The sequence below is a fragment of the Helicobacter sp. TUL genome, assembly GCF_002287135.1.
Classification (GTDB): domain Bacteria; phylum Campylobacterota; class Campylobacteria; order Campylobacterales; family Helicobacteraceae; genus Helicobacter_F.
This window is the reverse complement of the sequence record NZ_NESU01000009.1, coordinates 12,479-29,239: the sequence shown is the minus strand read 5'-3', so window position 1 is coordinate 29,239 and position 16,761 is coordinate 12,479. Positions and strand designations below refer to the sequence as shown.

Here is a 16,761-nt window from a genome sequence, read left to right as displayed (position 1 = left end):
ATATACCCTTTGGGATTTATCAAAAATCTATTATACTACCATACCTTAAAACACAAAACTTATATGAGGAGAGGTAATGAAGTTATGTTGGAATACTTTTGATACGCGTTGGATGCTTTCGCTTTTTGGCACTGCGGTTGGTGCTGGAATCTTGTATTTACCTATCAAAGCTGGGGTTGGTGGTTTTTGGCCTATCGTGGTTATGTGTATCGTGATTTTTCCTATGGTGTATTTAAGTCATAGGGCGCTTAGTCTGTTTGTATCACAAGCAGATGGTAATAAAGACATCACACATGCCGCAGAGGAATATTTTGGGCGTGGGGTGAGTGTTTTTATCTCAATATTGTATTTTTTTGCAATTTTTCCTATTTGCTTGGCATATTGTGTGGGGATAACAAATACGGTTGAGAGTTTTATTTATAATCAGATTCTGCCACTTTGTGGAGAACCTCACGAAAGTAGTATCGCGCAATTTATACAAAGTATTTATACTACTTCTATCAATGAAAAAGGGCAGTCTATCCATAAAATTATGCCTATGTATCGTGCATTGTTGGTGTTTTTGGGCGTGAGTGCTTTTATGGGGGTTATGCTTTTTAGTGAAAAATTCATTACCAAAATGTGTGAATCGCTCGTATATCCTTTGTGTATCGCTCTTTTTGTTTTTTCTGTATATCTTATTCCTCATTGGTCATTTGATAGTTTGTCTGTTGTTCCTAGCTGGCAAGAGTTTCTCGTCGTTGTATGGCTTACCTTGCCTGTGCTTGTTTTTTCTTTTAATCATTCTCCAGCTATTTCTACATTTGCACTTAGTGTTAAGCAAGAATATGGCGCTCAACATGCACAAATGAAGTCTAATCAGATTTTGTTTTCAACATCGAGCTTATTGCTTGTGTTTGTGATGTTTTTTGTGTTTTCATGTGTCTTAAGCCTTAGTCCTGATGAGCTTGTGCATGCTAGAGAACAAAATATTCCAGTGCTTTCGTATTTTGCTAATAAATTGGATCAGCCTCTAATCGCATATGGTGCTCCTTTGATTGCATTTTTGGCTATTACGACATCATTTTTTGGGCATTATTTTGGTGCGCGTGAGGGAGCATATGGCATAGTGCGTAAATGTTGCAAACTCGCAGGTAATGAGAATCCAAATCTTAAAGTAATTTCTGTGGCAAGTGGCATTGTGATGTATATCATTATGCTTGTAGTTGCATATTTTGATCCTAGTGTCTTGGATTTTATTGAAAAGCTTGGTGGTCCTATTATTGCAGTTATTTTATTTTTGATGCCAATTATTGCGATTTGGAGCATATCTAAACTTAAGAAGTTTAAAAATCCATTCCTTGATGCTTTTGTATTTATTACAGGGATTCTAACGGTTCTTACCACTATCTATAGTTTTTAGGCATAAGTAATGTCAAGTAACTTTAGTATTTTTAAAATAGGTGTTGGTCCATCTTCTTCACATACGCTTGGACCAATGCTTGCTGGAAATTTATTTTGCACCAAGATTATAAATCGCCTTTCAGAAATACAGCGCATTGTCATTACATTTTATGGTTCTCTTTCGCTTACTGGCAAGGGGCATTTAAGCGATAAAGCAGTAATTTGGGGATTGAATGGATTACAAGCAAAAGACTTAGATGCAGAGATACAAGATACAAGCATTCATAAGGCGCTACAAGAACATATAATCACTCTTTGTGGGCAAAAAGATATTGCGTTTGATTACCAAAGAGATGTGGTTTTTTCTAAAGAATTTTTACCACTACATGAAAATGGTATGATTTTACAGGCATTAGATTCTAATGGTAGTGTGGTTGATGAAGAGACATATTATTCTATCGGTGGTGGATTTGTGCTTAATGCATTGGAATTAGAGAGACAACACAACATAAAAGCCAAAACACAAAAACTTGCCATAGAAGTAAATAATGCTACACAAGCACTAACATTGTGTCAAGAACATGATTGGAATCTTGCTACACTATCTTATAACTATGAGCTACAATTCCATACCAAAGAGGAGATTTATAGCTATTGTCATGAGATTTGGGAAGTCATGCAAGAGGTGTATTATAAAGGCACACATGCAACACAAGAATACTTACCAGGCACATTGCATTTAAAAAGACGCGCTAATGGCTTAAGGGAGCGCATATCGCTTACTACCGATCCTATGGGGATTATTGATTTTATTTCATTGTATGCTATTGCTATTGCCGAAGAGAATGCGAGTGGTGCCAAGGTCGTAACAGCCCCAACAAATGGTGCGTGCGCAGTGATTCCAGCTGTTATGTTGTATCTCAAAAATCATACCATAGGCTTTAATGATGAAAAAGTTGTAGAATTTCTCCTAACAGCTATGCTTATTGGATCTTTTTATAAAAAGAATGCAAGCATTAGTGGTGCAGAAGCAGGGTGTCAAGCAGAAATAGGCAGTGCAAGTTCTATGGCAGCAGGTGCTATGGCAACGGCGCTTGGTGCAAATGCATACAAAGCGTGTAATGCAGCCGAAATGGCTATGGAGCACCATTTGGGCTTAACATGTGATCCAGTAGGTGGCTTGGTGCAAATTCCTTGTATTGAGCGCAATGCTTTTGGAGCGATCAAGGCTATTTCGGCAGCAAGAATGGCAATGACTCGCAAAAGCACACCAAAAGTAGGGCTTGATGAGGTTATTAAAACGATGTATGAAACCGGCAAGGATATGAATTACAAATATAAAGAAACTGCATTGGGTGGGCTTGCTAAGAATCTTAGTGTGTGTTAGGTTGCAAAGTAGTTATGAGAATTTTAAGTTCTAAAATCATATAATTTCGCTCTCAGCAGTATTTTATCTTTGTGAGCAAGGAATCCAAAATGAATAAAATCCAAATCGATCAACAAGCGGTGGCTAAATTTTTTGAAGAATGTAAAATGCATGAAGTGGAATTCATAGATTTCCGATTCACGGATATTAAGGGTGTATGGAATCATATAGCCTTTAGTGCAAGTGCGGTTGATGAAAAGACATTTGAGGGTATCCCTTTTGATGGAAGTTCAGCACCAGCTTGGCAACCTGTCGATAAATCAGACATGATTCTTATTCCTGATCCTGTGCGATATTTTATCGATCCATTTACCGCTGATACAACAATGGTAGTGTTTTGTGATGTGTGGGATATTTATAAAAATCAACCTTATGAAAAATGCCCAAGAAGCATTGTAAAGCGTGCTATGCAGTATCTTAAAGATTCTGGAATCGGTGATGTGGCATATTTTGGACCAGAAAATGAGTTTTTTGTCTTTGATTCTATCAAGATTAAAGATTCTGTCAATTGTCAATATTATGAGATTGATACAGAAGAGGGAGAATGGAATCGTGATAAGGAATTTGAGGGCGTAAATATCGGACATCGCCCTGGGACAAAGGGTGGATATTTGCCTGTGGCGCCTGTAGATTCTATGGTGGATATTCGTGCTGAAATGGTAAAAGTGCTTAACCAAGTGGGGTTAGAAACATTTATCGTGCATCACGAAGTGGCACAAGGACAAGGTGAGATAGGCGTAAAATTTGGTGATATTTTGGAAGCTGCGGATAATGTCCAAAAGCTTAAATATGTCGTAAAAATGGTTGCCCACCTCAATGGCAAAACAGCAACATTTATGCCAAAACCACTCTATAACGATAATGGTAGTGGTATGCACACACATATTAGTATTTGGAAAGAGGGCAAAAATCTTTTTGCAGGTAATGCCTATGAGGGCTTGAGTGATTTGGCATTGCACTTTTTGGGTGGTGTTTTAAAACACGCACGCGCTTTAGCAGCATTTACAAATGCAAGCACCAATTCCTATAAACGCCTTATACCAGGTTTTGAAGCACCTTCAATCCTTACATATTCTGCACAAAATCGTAGTGCAAGTATTCGGATTCCATACAATAGTGGAGAAAAAGCAAAGAGAATGGAATTTAGATTCCCAGATAGCTCTAGTAATCCATATCTTGCATTTGCAGCGCTTTTGATGGCGGGACTTGATGGGATTAAGCAAAAAAGCGATCCAGGTAAGCCAATGGAAATGAATCTTTTTGAGTTAAGCCTTGATGAGATTCGAGAAAAGGGCATTAAGCAATTACCACACACACTACGCCATGCGATTGAAGAAATGCTTGTGGATAAGGCATATCTGAAAGAAGGTAGCGTTTTTAGTGAGGAATTTATCCAAACTTATAAACAATACAAATTTGAGACAGAGATTTGGCCTTGGGAAGGGCGACCGCATCCTTTTGAATTTTTAACTACCTATAGCTGCTAACTAGCCTTTTTGCTTAGCAGTAATCCTTTGGTGCTAGAAATCCTAAATAACCTTTAGGGTTATCTTTCTAGCGCCTCGCTATATTCACTCACTCTTTTTATCACGCGTGTGTAATCTTGGCTTTGTTTTGGATAGATTCTAGGGCTATAGTCGTTATAGGCATTTTGGCTTGAAATGTTTGCAGGGATAATGCGATGAATGACAATCGCGTTGTGTTCCTCCCATACATCAATAGGACTAAGGTTTGAAACATATTGCGCTTTGTGTGTAGAATCTTTTTGTAGTGCGTGTGCGGATTTTGTATCATTAAATCTAAATTCCACTTGATAAATCATCGTATCCTTGTCTTTTGGATTTTTTGCCCCACCATAGATGAAGTTTCCTAGACTATATACAATTTTTTTGCCCTTGTATTCCTCTATGCCTTGGAGGACATGCGGATGATGTCCAATGATAAGATCCGCACCACTATCAATCACATAATGCGCAATGTCTCTTTGTGTTTTGTTGGCGATATGTTGGCGCTCTTCGCCCCAATGAAAGACAAAGATTACAATCTCCGCTCCTTTGGCACGCAATGCCTCTACTTCTTTCTTTGCTGTATATTTTATGTCTGGATTCCACCCGCGATGTCCTGCAAACCCAAATTTATGCCCTTTGATTTCTCGTATATCAAGTATGCCTTCGCCAAAGTGCGGAATGTCTGCGTTTGTGAGAATAGCTATGGTATCCCTAAAGCCCTCTGTGCCATAGTCTCGTGTGTGATTATTGGCGATATTAACACTTTCAATACCTGCATGTTTAAGAATATTGGTATATTTGCTAGGACCCTTGAAGCTAAAGGGCTTTATAAAAGCATTGTGCAAATTTTTGTCCGTCAAGACACCTTCAAGATTCCCTACACTAAGATCATCATTACTTAGCACCTCACGCACACCTTTACCAAAATAGCTATAATCCTCGCCCACTTCTTTAAATTTTGCATTAAAGGTAGCACCACTACTTCCCTTATAATCTCCCAATACACAATCCCCTACAAAGCTTATGATTATGGTGCTTTGAGGAGCATATGTATCACTAGTATGTGTGTTTGCTTGAGTAAATGTGTTTTGTGTATGTGGAGCAGAGGGATCTCCACAACCCACAAAGATATATATACTTGCCAATGAAAAGATAAAATGCCTATACTTTCGCATACTTAGCCACATAGATTTTCCTTAGGTTTTGTCATTAGTTTTTTAGATTCTATCTTGGGTTTATACATCGCACTTACTACCACCAAAGCTTATGAGGCTAGTATTTTTTCTGTGATAGATTTGTGAAATTTCCTTAGGATTTTTTCTCTTAATCAAATGCCAATGCGCTACACAAATCCCAAAACAGAATCTTATGTATGATATTCTTATGTCTTATATAGTGAAATTTGTGGGTATTGTATCATACAAATATGTGTTATTGCTGTAGGGATTAGCCTTACTCATAGCGTAGGCTATGAGTAAATGGCTTGGATATATTCGTGATTATCACTATCTTTTTCAAGCACAAATTGTACTTTTGAGCCTTCTTTGAGCTTGTCTTCTAAGATAAGTTCAGCAAGTTTGTCTTCTATCTCTTCATACAGGGCGCGTTTGAGTGGTCTAGCACCATAGATAGGATCAAATCCTGCATTAGCAATAAAGGCTTTTGCTTCATCGCTTAGCGAGATTTGGATACCTTTTTGTCCTGCGACTTGTGCGATTTGTTCAAACATAATATCTACAATGCCCATAATGTCTTTGAGTTCTAGTGGATTAAAGATCACGACATCATCAAGCCTATTTAAAAACTCTGGCTTAAAGTAGCCTTTTAGCAAATCACGCACCGTATTTTCACGATCACTTTTATCATGCAATTCTAGAATCTTATCACTTCCTATGTTGCTTGTAAGGATAATGATTGTGTTTGAAAAATCTACCACAACACCTTTATTATCTGTCAATCGCCCATCATCAAGCACTTGCAAAAGGATATTAAACACATCAGGGTGTGCTTTTTCGATTTCATCAAAAAGCACGACACTATAAGGTTTGCGTCTAATAGCTTCTGTGAGCTGACCACCTTCTTCATATCCTACATAGCCTGGTGCTGCACCTACGAGACGACTTACAGAGTGTTTTTCCATATATTCACTCATATCAATTCGCACGAGATTTTTTGGGCTATCAAAGAGAAAATTTGCCAAACTCTTAGCACTTTGTGTTTTTCCAACTCCTGTAGGTCCTAGAAATAAAAAGCTTCCTATAGGGCGATTTGGCGCACTTAATCCAGCCTTGTTGCGTTTAATAGCGCGTGCAATGGCATGTATTGCTTCTGCTTGTCCTACCACACTTTTTGCTAATTCATCTTCTATGCCCAAGATTCGCTCTTTTTGGCTTTGGAGCATTTTTTTGATAGGTATTTGTGTCCATCGGCTTACAATACCCGCTATGATCTCCTCTGTTACGGCATTTTTTAGCAATGTGCCTTGTTTTAGCATTGTATCCCATTTTTCTTGGAGTTTTTTCTCTTCTTCTTGGATTTGAGGGATTTTGCCATAATCAATTTCCGCAGCTTTGTTGTAATCCCCATTGCGTTTGGCAATTTCTGATTGACTTTGGAGTGAATCTAGCTGTGTTTTTAGCTCTGCAATTTGCCTAAATACCTCTTTTTCATTTTCAAATTGCCCCTCTAACGTGCGTCTTTCTTCATTATAATTTGCCAAATCTTGCTCAATTTCTTCCAAGCGTGTGGCATTGTTTTTGTCTTTTTCCATATTGAGCGCTTGTTTTTCTACCTCAAGACTTTGAATCTGTCGCTTAATTTTACTAAGCTCATAAGGTTCAGATTCTATTTGCATTTTGAGTTCTGCTGCACCCTCATCAATAAGATCAATGGCTTTATCAGGCAAAAACCTATCAGGAATATAGCGTTGAGAAAGCTTAGCTGCCGCCACAAGTGCCGAATCCGTAATGCTTACATTATGATGTGCTTCAAGCTTTTGCTTAATGCCGCGCAAGATTTGTAATGCCTCATTGGTATTTGGTTCATTAAGCGTGATTGGTTGAAATCGTCTTGTAAGTGCAGCGTCTTTTTCAAAATACTTGCGGTATTCTTTGAGCGTTGTCGCACCTATAGTATGGAGTTCTCCACGTGCAAGGGCAGGTTTTAGGATATTTGCGGCATCCATACTGCCCTCACTTGCTCCAGCTCCTACAATTGTGTGAATCTCATCAATAAAAAGTATGATATTTCCAGCTTTTTTGACTTCGTTGATAACTGCTTTTAGTCGCTCCTCAAACTCTCCGCGATATTTTGCTCCAGCGATGAGCGCACTCATATCTAGGGCAATGACACGCTTATTTTGCAAAGATAGGGGCACAGATTTTGCCACGATTCTTTGAGCCAAACCTTCTACCGCAGCGGTTTTTCCCACTCCGGGTTCTCCAAGCAAGATAGGATTATTTTTGGTTTTGCGTATGAGAATCTGCATCATTGCTGTGATTTCTTCATCACGACCTATCACAGGATCTATGGCATTTTCAAGCGCCTTTTGTGTGAGATCAATGCCATATTTTTCAAGAGATTCAAAATTAGAATCATCATTTTGATCAGTGATTTTTGTCCCTGCACGAATAGATTCAAGTGTTTTTTTCAACTCACTGCTATCAAGATATTTGCCAAAAATTTCTTTATAGGCAGAATCTGTAAGATTGGCGATGATAAAGTTATCTACCGCGATATATGAGTCGCCATTTCTTGTCGCCTCGCCTTGTGCTTTTGCAAGCGCATCACTAAGGTTTTTTGATATGCTTAGATTCTCTTTTGTTACGCTAGAGGATTTTGGTAGTTTATCTGCTACACTGCGCGCTTCTAGTTCTATGGGAGCCTTATCGATATTGAGCTTATTTAGGGCTTGATTGAGCACAGACTGGGTATTTGTGAGCAATGCCCAAAACATATGCGCCATATTTATTTCTTGATTTTGGCTGTGGAGCGCAAGAGCTGCTGCACTATCTAGTGTTTCTTTGAGTTGGTTTGTGAGTTTTTCAAAAATATTCATGATATTCTCCTTATAATCTTAAGTTATTTGGCATTATATAAGTTTAGTCATTTAATGTCAAGTTTATTTATAAAAATAGACATAATTTTATATAAATCATACATCTAGCTCTTGGGGCGTATGAAAAATTACTAGAAAAATTAATTTTTAATGCTATTTTATGGAGAGCCATGGGTATCATACAAAAATACTCATGGCTTTGAAGTCGTAAGTCAAAGAATCACAATTTAAATTCTAAGAATCTAAATCTAGATCACAAAATCTAGAAGTTTTAATAAGTTTTTTTAGCCTTGATACTTTTTACTGCACTTTCAAAACTATTAATTTCTTTCTGGCTAATATGTTCTTCAAGTGCTGCACCTAATCCTTGATAGAGAGCGTTAAACAATTCACCTTTCACTTTTAGCGAATCATCTTCTAACATACCACCCTCCTGTTCTTTTTGGCTAAACATACTTCCTAAACTTGCTATGCTGCTAACCAAATCATCGTTTGCTTTTGTCTTTTGGTATTGTGCTTTTGCTACCTCATGAAATGGCATTTTTTCATCTAATGCAAATTTTACAGAATCAAGATGCACATCACTAAGCGGTTCATTATAATGAATAACTACATTAGTATGCCCTGTGTATGTGCCTTCTCTTGTTACAAAAGCTTCACATAATTGAACCCCAAGAGCCTCACGTGTTTGGCACTTCTCACCTACTTTTTGTTCCTTGGTTACATTCCTTGTAAGATTCATGCTTGCGTATACATGCATCTTGAGGTAACCATCTTTACGCTCTTGAAAATTTGGACTCTTTGTGCTTACTTGGTAGCCCTTGTTAGTCAAGATTTCAGAAACAAGATTCTGTAATGCTTCCTGAAATTTATCATTGGATATTCCAAGAGCGCCAGTCTCGCCCTCAACACTGAGATAAATATCCTTGCCTTGTGTCTTATTGGCTTTTTGTGTTGTTGCATATTCGAATTTAGCGGGTGTTTCTGATAATTTATTAACCGTATAACCCCCGCCTGTTTCACCTATACAACCAATAAAGGTAAACATACCTAATGCTGTAATAACACCTTTGAAAATTGTCCTATTCATACGAACTCCTTTGATTTTTTGATGTATTGCAAATTAAAAATAACCTGCATATGTTGGATTTTCTCAAAAAAAAAAAAAAATACTTTCTTAAAATTGATGAAATTTATTATAAATTTTTCTTGATTGATATTAAAAAGTTACATTATGTAACATAATGATGTATTAAAATTTCAGAGAGCTACAGATTCTATATGTGTGAAAATAGAAACACTTGGTTCTTTATAAGTTTTTAAATCTATATATTTTATAATTCCACTCGCCTAGATGATGCGCTTTTCTCACATAAATAACCGCAAGTCTGTTACTAAAAAAGCTTGTTGGGATATGTAGCATTGTATGTGTGTTTTGGTATTTTCGTTTGTAGCCTTGCAAGGTGAGAATCTGCCCCTAATTACGATCTCTTATCCCTGTATTTTTACTTTTTTAGGCTTTGCTACATTTAGAGTAACGCTTGTCTGGGTTACAATCACACAAAGGTTTTTAATGCAAACACAGCGGATTCTCATTCTTGGTAATGGTGGTAGAGAGTATTCAATAGGATTGTGTCTTTCACAAGATTCACGAGTGGAGGCACTATATTTTGCACCCGGAAATGGTGCTACATTGTTGCTTGGCAAAAACATTACTTATAATGACAATCACGATCTTGTGCGTGTTTGTAAGGAATTAGACATTACGCTTGTAGTCGTAGGTCCAGAAGAACCACTAACAAAAGGCGTGAGTGATGTATTGAAGGCAAATGGCATTAGGGTTTTTGGTCCTAGCGCTAAGGCTGCGCAACTTGAGGGCTCTAAGGCATTTATGAAGGATTTTGCTATGCGCCACAATATCCCCACAGCACGCTATATTAAAAGTAGTGATTTTGCACAAATCAAAGAATTTATAACAACTCTGACACCCCCTATCGTGTTAAAGGCTGATGGCTTATGTGCAGGTAAGGGTGTGATTATTGCAAAAGATGTAGATGAGGCGTTAGAGAATGCTTCAAAAATGCTTAGTGGGGAGTTATTTGGTGAAGCTGGAAAAGTGCTTGTGGTTGAAGAATATTTAGATGGCTTTGAGCTTTCTGTATTTGCGCTAAGTGATGGAAAATCCTCTTTATTACTTAATCCTGCGCAAGATCACAAACGGCTTTTGGATAATGATGAAGGTCCAAATACTGGTGGAATGGGTGCTTATACGCCAACGCCAATGTGTGATAAAGAGCTTTTTAGGGAAATACAAACAAACATTATGCAAAGAGCTATCGATGGTATGGCAGATGATGGTATGCCTTTTTGTGGGGTGCTATTTGGTGGGATTATGGTGGTGCGCAAAGAAGGAAAGCTTACGCCATATCTCTTGGAATTTAATGTGCGTTTTGGCGATCCTGAATGTGAGGTGCTTTTGCCATCTCTTGAGACACCATTGCTAGATTTATTGCTTGCTTCGGATTTGGGGGCATTGCAAGTGCGATTTAAAAATACCTATAGCGTAGGAGTAGTGCTTGCATCTAAGGCGTATCCTTATGCTAAAAGCGAGGCTAAGCCTATTTTTATTAAGGATTTTGACAACTCATTAGGACATATTTCTTTTGCTGGAGTAGAGTTAAATACACAGCATAGCATAGATTCTCATACTAGTGATAAAAAATTGCGTTTTGCTGATGTGCAAAATGGCGCACTTTTGGCAACTGGTGGGCGTGTGCTTGTTAGCGTGGGTGTGGGCAACACACTTTTACAAGCGCGAGAAAATGCCTATAAAATTATAGAATCTATCCATTTTGAAGGTATGCAATATCGTAGTGATATTGCTATGCGCGGTATTAGATTTTTGGATTCATAAAGAGATAGGGTATGGATACAAAGATTGAGCAATTACTAGAACGCGAGGATTTAAGCCTTGCATCATTACAAGCTAGAATAGTAGCGTATATCCTAGATCTTTGTATTTTGGGCGTAGCGATATCATTTATTTTTTGGGAGGAACTTATAGCCATACAGGTGGCTTTAGATTCTGGAAAGATTTTGCGCGATATGATGGCGACACTTACACTATGGGTCTTTGTGTTTTACATAGTCTATGAAGTGCTTTTTTGTATGCTCTATGGTGCGACATTGGGCAAGATAGTGATGAAGATTCGCATTATTAGCATAGATTTTGTGGATAAACCCTCATTTTTTCAAGCCCTCACACGAGCATTGCTTAAATACATAGGAAGTAATATTTTTTATCTTAGCTATCTACCAGCCTTTGGTGATGTGTTTAGACGCACATTGCACGATAAGATTCCAAAAACTCTTGTGATAAGTAACTAAATGCGTTTTAGGTATATTGTATTTGTATGCGTTTTTGCTATTAGTGCTTATGCTGCAGAATTACAGGATAAAAAAAGGATTTTTGAACTCTCTGCTAATAATGTAACCTCACACGGCAATGTTGTGATTGCCAAAGATAATGCCTTTATGCTGAGTGAAGATGTGTATATGTATGCGGATACAATCACATATGATCGTGAGAAAGAGAGTGCTGTGTTAGAGGGTAATGTCAGAATCTATCGTGGTGATAGTCTTTTTGTGGATGCAACAAGGGTAGATATGAATCTTAAAACCAAGCACACAATATTGCAACCCGCATATGTCCAAAATAGCGATGGTATGTGGTTTTTTGGGAAAGAAATTCAAAATACAGATAAGATTTATACTTTTAAACAAGCTGTTATTTCGGGTTGTGATGTGCAATTTCCAATTTGGCATATAAAAGCGAGTTCAGGGCGTTATGATTCTCAAAAAGAATATGTGAGCGCTTGGAATTCTAGGCTATATTTTGGATCCACACCTCTTTTTTATCTTCCTTATTTTGCTTTTCCTTCTTCTACAGAGCGAAGAAGCGGATTGCTCCCTCCAGAATTTGGTAATACAAGTAGGGAGGGTTTTGTATATATCCAGCCTGTGTATCTTGCGCCATATAAACAATGGGATCTTACATTATCTCCACAAATTCGTGTAGCACGAGGATATGGTGGCAATGCAGAATTTAGAATCGCTGATGAAAAAAATAACATAGCAAGTTTTAAAATTGGGTCATTTCATCAATACAATGAATATATCCAAAAATACAATCTCTTAAATAAAGAAATTTTTGGTTTTGAGGTGGATTATTCACGATCAGGGATACTTCAACCGCTTTTTAAAAATTACAAAGATCATCTTTATACTTCAATTATGTATATGAATGATTTGGAATACAAAAGACTTCAAAAACTTAATGGGACTTATAGCACACGCTTACATACTTCAAGGATTAATTACTTTGGACAAAGCGATAAACATTATGTTGGTATGTATTTTAAATATTTCTCAAACCTCGCACAAGAGAGCAATGCAAACACATTCCAAACACTCCCCAACCTACAATACCACCACTCTTTAGACACACTATTTAGTAAATATTTGTATTATGCTTTTGATGTGCAGAGTAAAAATATTACGCGTTCAGTGGGGTATACATATTGGCAAAATTCCATTAATGTCCCAATAGGCACAAATATATCGATTCTTAATGATTATGTGAATCTTAATGCCAAGCTTGATATGTTTGCAAGTAATGTATCGCTCAATAAAGCCCAAGATGTGCTTGATCCTGCTACAAGAAATAGCGTAGAGCGCAGTATGCAGTATGCCTATGTTAATTATGAAGTGGGAGTAAATTCTGATGTAGCCAAAGCATATAAATATTTTTTCCACACTATGCATCTTGAGGGAATTTTTAGCGCGCCAACCTATCGCTACACTTCAGATGCACTAAGCAATCAAGTCTATGATGCTTATAGTGCGCTTGCTCAAACTATGAGTTCTGCTGCCCTAGAGACATATTGGAATCCAAATGAGATTATTGATTTTGGAAGCGCACAGCCAAAACTTGATCTTAAATTTTCAAATTATTTTTATAATACCAAGGGTAAGGAATTATTTTTTTATCGTGTGTATCAAAGGATTTATACCCAAAACCAGCTTCTTACCCAAAACCAATCTTTGCGCCAAGAATTTGGCTTAAGTCCCTTTGATGGTCTCACACTAACAACTAATATTTTTTACTCTTATATTGCCAAAACCTTTAATGAAGCCTCTATCACAGCAAGTTTTAATAATTTTGGTGTGCAATCAACACTGAATTATTTTTTTCAGATAAATTCCCAAGCAATCCAAAGTGGCACTTACAATGACGCAAGAAACAGAAGTGGTTTTGTGCGTGGGAGTCTTCGATATGACTTTGGATATTTTCAATTTAGCGGAAATGTAGGATATGATACACAAAATAATTATTTTAAAGATTGGAGTGTGATCCTCTCTCGTGATATTCGTTGTTTTGGTGTTGCGCTAAAGTTTGCTGCCGATGTGCGTCCGATCTTGACTGCAAATACTAGTAACCCTATCGAAACTATCGCTAATCAATACATTAAGATAGAATTTAGATTTGTGCCTCTTGCTGGAGTTGGATTCACACAGCGATTACAACAACAATGATATAAAATCTATGAAAGGAGAGTTATGAAAAATACCATATTTGCTAATAGACAAGAAGCGTTGCAAAAGCTTGTAGATGTGCTTATGGTGCGAAACCTTGATTTTAGCCAAAGCGTGCTTTTAGCCACAAGCCTAGATGGAGCGTATTTTGCCGATGAACTTGCAAAGATTCTAAAAATTCCCCTAGAATATCTATTTACCCAAACTCTCTGCGCTCCATTAAATCCAGAATGTCAGATTGCTATTGTGAGTGAAGAGCTTGATATAGTTATGCATGAGAATCTCATCGATACATTTGGCATAAGCCTAGATTATATTTATGGTGAAGCCAAAAGACAATATGAAGAGAGCATCATTCCTACGCGTTATCAATATCGCAAGGGTGAGTTGCTTTCTTCTCTTAGGGGGCAAGATGTGCTTATTGTTGATCAAGGCATTGATACAGGTTTGACCGTGATGTGTGCGATTAAAACCTGTGTGAATCTCAATGCCAAAAGCATTAGGGTGGCTACGCCGATTTTGCCTACAAGCGTGTATGAATCTCTTAATGAAGTATGCGATGAAGTATTATGTGTGCAAAGCGTGGAGCATTTTGTGAATGTGGAGCATTACTACAAAGAATTACAACCACTTGAAAGTAAGGTGATTGAGGAAATTTTGGATAAACATTTGAGCTACAAAAGAAAGGATACAAATGATGAATCATAATGCAGTATGTGTGGAATTACAAAACCTTAGTGAATCGTATGATTTTAGAAGTGTGGCACAGGCAAGTAATGGTTCGGTGCTATATGCGAGTGGAGGCACTAGAATCTTGGCGAGTGTGTGTGTGCAAAGCAAGAAAGTTGTTGAGGGAGATTTTATCCCTCTTAGTGTGCAATATATTCAAAAAGCATATGCGTGTGGAAAGTTTCCATCTGGATTTATCAAGCGCGAGGGCAAGCCAAATGATTTTGAGATTCTTACCTCACGCCTGATTGATAGGAGTTTGCGCCCACTTTTTCCAAAGGGATTTGCGTATGCGACACATATCGTGGTGATGGTGCTAAGCTATGATGGCAAGAGCGATCTTGCATTGGGAGCACTGCATGCCGCAGCAAATGCGTTGTATGTGTCAAATATCGGTATCAAGGGCATGCCAAAAATGTGTGTAAGTGCTGTGCGCCTTGGATTTGTAGATGAAACATTTATCATCAATCCCACCAAAGAGCAACGCGCCCAAAGCACACTAGATCTCTTTGTGAGTGGAAAAGATGATGAATTATTGATGATAGAAATGAATACAGACAATCATACAAGTGTTTTAGCAGAATCTGTAGTAATGGAAGCGCTTGAGATTGCAAAAGAGAGGATTAAAAAAGATTGTGCGTGTTTTAAGGAGGCATTTGCGCCTTTTATCAAGCCTTCATTAGAGCTTGTGTTGCAAGAACAAGATTCTAAAGCCCTAGAATTTTTGCAAAATTCATGCGCCCAATTAGTCAAAAATGCCATTACACAAGCCTCTAAAAGTGAGCGCGCCGATTTTTTTGATGAGATTATTGCCTATCTTGTAGCGCAAGGCTATGAGGAAGAAGATGCTAAATATTCGCTTAGCGTGTATAAAAAGTCGCTTATGCGAGAAATGGTGTTGCAAGATCGTATGCGTGCAGATGGGCGCAAACTTGATGAAGTGCGCCCTATTAGTATTGTGATGAATCCTTTGCCTTATGCGCATGGTAGTGCGCTTTTTACGCGAGGACAGACACAAGCCCTTGTGGTTTGCACCATAGGTGGCGATAATGATGCCCAAAGCATTGAGCCACTTGGGGAAGCAGTAAAAAAAGATAAATTTTTATTCCATTATAATTTCCCAGGTTTTAGCGTGGGAGAAGCGGATATGATAGGTTCTGTGGGGCGTCGTGAGTTGGGGCATGGGAATCTTGCGCGTAAGGCATTGCGATCAAGCTTAAAAGATTCACAATCTAGCATTCGCCTTGTGTCTGAAATTTTAGAATCTAATGGATCAAGTTCTATGGCAAGTGTGTGCGGTGGAAGTTTGGCATTACAAGCATGTGGTGTGCAAATGCATACACTCATCGCCGGTGTGGCTATGGGACTTGTGACACAAGGGGAGCAATATGCTATCTTGACTGATATTACAGGATTAGAGGATCATGATGGCGATATGGATTTTAAGGTTGCTGGAAATGAAGAGGGCATTAGTGCATTGCAAATGGATATAAAGCTTGGGGGGATTTCAAGTGAGATTCTCCACGATGCACTTATGCAAGCCAAAAAAGCAAGAGCGCATATTTTGCATTTGATGCGTGAAGCACTCCAAGGTGTGGAGCCAAATTATGATGTCTTGCCAAAAATAACGACTTTTCCTGTGAGTGTGCATAAAATGGTGGATATCATCGGTCAAGGAGGCAAAACCATTAAGGGCATTATTGAGCGCTTTAATGTAAGTATTGATCTTGATAGAGAGCAGGGCAATGTGCATATACACGCTAATACAAAAGAGGATTTGCAAGGGGCTAAGCAATATATTTTAGATCTTGTAAGAGATGTAGATTTTGCAAAGTATCATAGTGGTATGCAATTTAGTGGCAAGATAAAAAAGGTTATGGATTTTGGGGCATTTGTGGAGTTGCCTCATGGAGGTGATGGACTTTTGCATATCAGCAAATGCACAAGCGACAAGAGCAAAAAAATGAGTGAGATTCTAGGGCAAAGACAAGAGATTCAATGTGAGATTGTAAGCGTAAATGGTCAAAAAGTCGAACTTAGAGCTATAGATCTTTAGGACATAT

Annotated in this window: 11 protein-coding genes; 8 read left to right on the top strand and 3 right to left on the bottom strand. The window is 38.0% G+C overall.

Annotation, left to right across the window (positions count from 1 at the left end):
• Nucleotides 1-76: 76 nt before the first annotated feature.
• The 3 genes from B9T66_RS05375 (at nt 77) to glnA (ending at nt 4,296) form a co-directional block, all read left to right on the top strand.
• On the top strand, nt 77-1,402 hold the full coding sequence (locus B9T66_RS05375) for an aromatic amino acid transport family protein (RefSeq protein WP_095627967.1): 1,326 nt from the start codon (nt 77-79) through the stop codon (nt 1,400-1,402).
• 9 nt (nt 1,403-1,411) lie between these two features.
• The gene (locus B9T66_RS05370; protein ID WP_095627966.1) at nt 1,412-2,770 is read left to right on the top strand and encodes an L-serine ammonia-lyase; all 1,359 of its coding nucleotides are present in this window, start codon (nt 1,412-1,414) and stop codon (nt 2,768-2,770) included.
• 89 nt (nt 2,771-2,859) lie between these two features.
• Nucleotides 2,860-4,296 carry a type I glutamate--ammonia ligase gene (glnA, locus tag B9T66_RS05365; protein ID WP_095627965.1) on the top strand — a complete coding sequence of 479 codons (1,437 nt, stop codon included), beginning with the start codon at nt 2,860-2,862 and terminating at the stop codon, nt 4,294-4,296.
• A gap of 59 nt (nt 4,297-4,355) precedes the next feature.
• Here glnA and B9T66_RS05360 read toward each other — a convergent pair whose 3' ends face one another.
• The 3 genes from B9T66_RS05360 to B9T66_RS05350 form a co-directional block, all read right to left on the bottom strand.
• Nucleotides 4,356-5,504 carry a CapA family protein gene (locus B9T66_RS05360; RefSeq protein WP_095627964.1) on the bottom strand — a complete coding sequence of 383 codons (1,149 nt, stop codon included), beginning with the start codon at nt 5,502-5,504 and terminating at the stop codon, nt 4,356-4,358.
• Between the two features lie 281 nt (nt 5,505-5,785).
• Nucleotides 5,786-8,374, bottom strand: coding sequence for an ATP-dependent Clp protease ATP-binding subunit (locus B9T66_RS05355; RefSeq protein WP_095627963.1), 2,589 nt, complete (start codon nt 8,372-8,374; stop codon nt 5,786-5,788).
• Nucleotides 8,375-8,645: 271 nt separating this feature from the next.
• Entirely contained in the window at nt 8,646-9,464 is an 819-nt protein-coding gene (locus B9T66_RS05350) for an HpaA family protein (protein ID WP_095627962.1), read from the bottom strand.
• Between the two features lie 336 nt (nt 9,465-9,800).
• Between B9T66_RS05350 and purD the strand changes: the two genes are divergently transcribed.
• The 5 genes from purD to B9T66_RS05325 are packed head-to-tail and all read left to right on the top strand — an operon-like array spanning nt 9,801 to nt 16,754.
• Nucleotides 9,801-11,288, top strand: a complete 1,488-nt coding sequence (gene purD, locus B9T66_RS05345) for a phosphoribosylamine--glycine ligase (protein ID WP_308201219.1) — start codon at nt 9,801-9,803, stop codon at nt 11,286-11,288.
• Between the two features lie 11 nt (nt 11,289-11,299).
• Entirely contained in the window at nt 11,300-11,761 is a 462-nt protein-coding gene (locus tag B9T66_RS05340; protein ID WP_095627960.1) for an RDD family protein, read from the top strand.
• Entirely contained in the window at nt 11,762-13,969 is a 2,208-nt protein-coding gene (locus B9T66_RS05335) for an LPS-assembly protein LptD (protein ID WP_095627959.1), read from the top strand.
• Between the two features lie 24 nt (nt 13,970-13,993).
• Nucleotides 13,994-14,677 (top strand): phosphoribosyltransferase, encoded by a 684-nt coding sequence (locus B9T66_RS05330; RefSeq protein WP_095627958.1) that lies wholly within the window; start codon nt 13,994-13,996, stop codon nt 14,675-14,677.
• The gene (locus B9T66_RS05325; RefSeq protein ID WP_095627957.1) at nt 14,667-16,754 is read left to right on the top strand and encodes a polyribonucleotide nucleotidyltransferase; all 2,088 of its coding nucleotides are present in this window, start codon (nt 14,667-14,669) and stop codon (nt 16,752-16,754) included. Before B9T66_RS05330 ends, B9T66_RS05325 begins: the two co-directional genes overlap by 11 nt.
• Nucleotides 16,755-16,761: the final 7 nt, after the last annotated feature.

Excerpts from the sequence above, each read along its gene's own strand:
- B9T66_RS05375 (WP_095627967.1), top strand. The coding sequence starts at position 77 with ATGAAGTTATGTTGGAATACTTTTGATACGCGTTGGATGCTTTCGCTT.
- B9T66_RS05370 (WP_095627966.1), top strand. The coding sequence starts at position 1,412 with ATGTCAAGTAACTTTAGTATTTTTAAAATAGGTGTTGGTCCATCTTCT.
- glnA (WP_095627965.1), top strand. The coding sequence starts at position 2,860 with ATGAATAAAATCCAAATCGATCAACAAGCGGTGGCTAAATTTTTTGAA.
- B9T66_RS05360 (WP_095627964.1), bottom strand. The coding sequence starts at position 5,504 with ATGTGGCTAAGTATGCGAAAGTATAGGCATTTTATCTTTTCATTGGCA.
- B9T66_RS05355 (WP_095627963.1), bottom strand. The coding sequence starts at position 8,374 with ATGAATATTTTTGAAAAACTCACAAACCAACTCAAAGAAACACTAGAT.
- B9T66_RS05350 (WP_095627962.1), bottom strand. The coding sequence starts at position 9,464 with ATGAATAGGACAATTTTCAAAGGTGTTATTACAGCATTAGGTATGTTT.
- purD (WP_308201219.1), top strand. The coding sequence starts at position 9,801 with ATGTGTGTTTTGGTATTTTCGTTTGTAGCCTTGCAAGGTGAGAATCTG.
- B9T66_RS05340 (WP_095627960.1), top strand. The coding sequence starts at position 11,300 with ATGGATACAAAGATTGAGCAATTACTAGAACGCGAGGATTTAAGCCTT.
- B9T66_RS05335 (WP_095627959.1), top strand. The coding sequence starts at position 11,762 with ATGCGTTTTAGGTATATTGTATTTGTATGCGTTTTTGCTATTAGTGCT.
- B9T66_RS05330 (WP_095627958.1), top strand. The coding sequence starts at position 13,994 with ATGAAAAATACCATATTTGCTAATAGACAAGAAGCGTTGCAAAAGCTT.
- B9T66_RS05325 (WP_095627957.1), top strand. The coding sequence starts at position 14,667 with ATGAATCATAATGCAGTATGTGTGGAATTACAAAACCTTAGTGAATCG.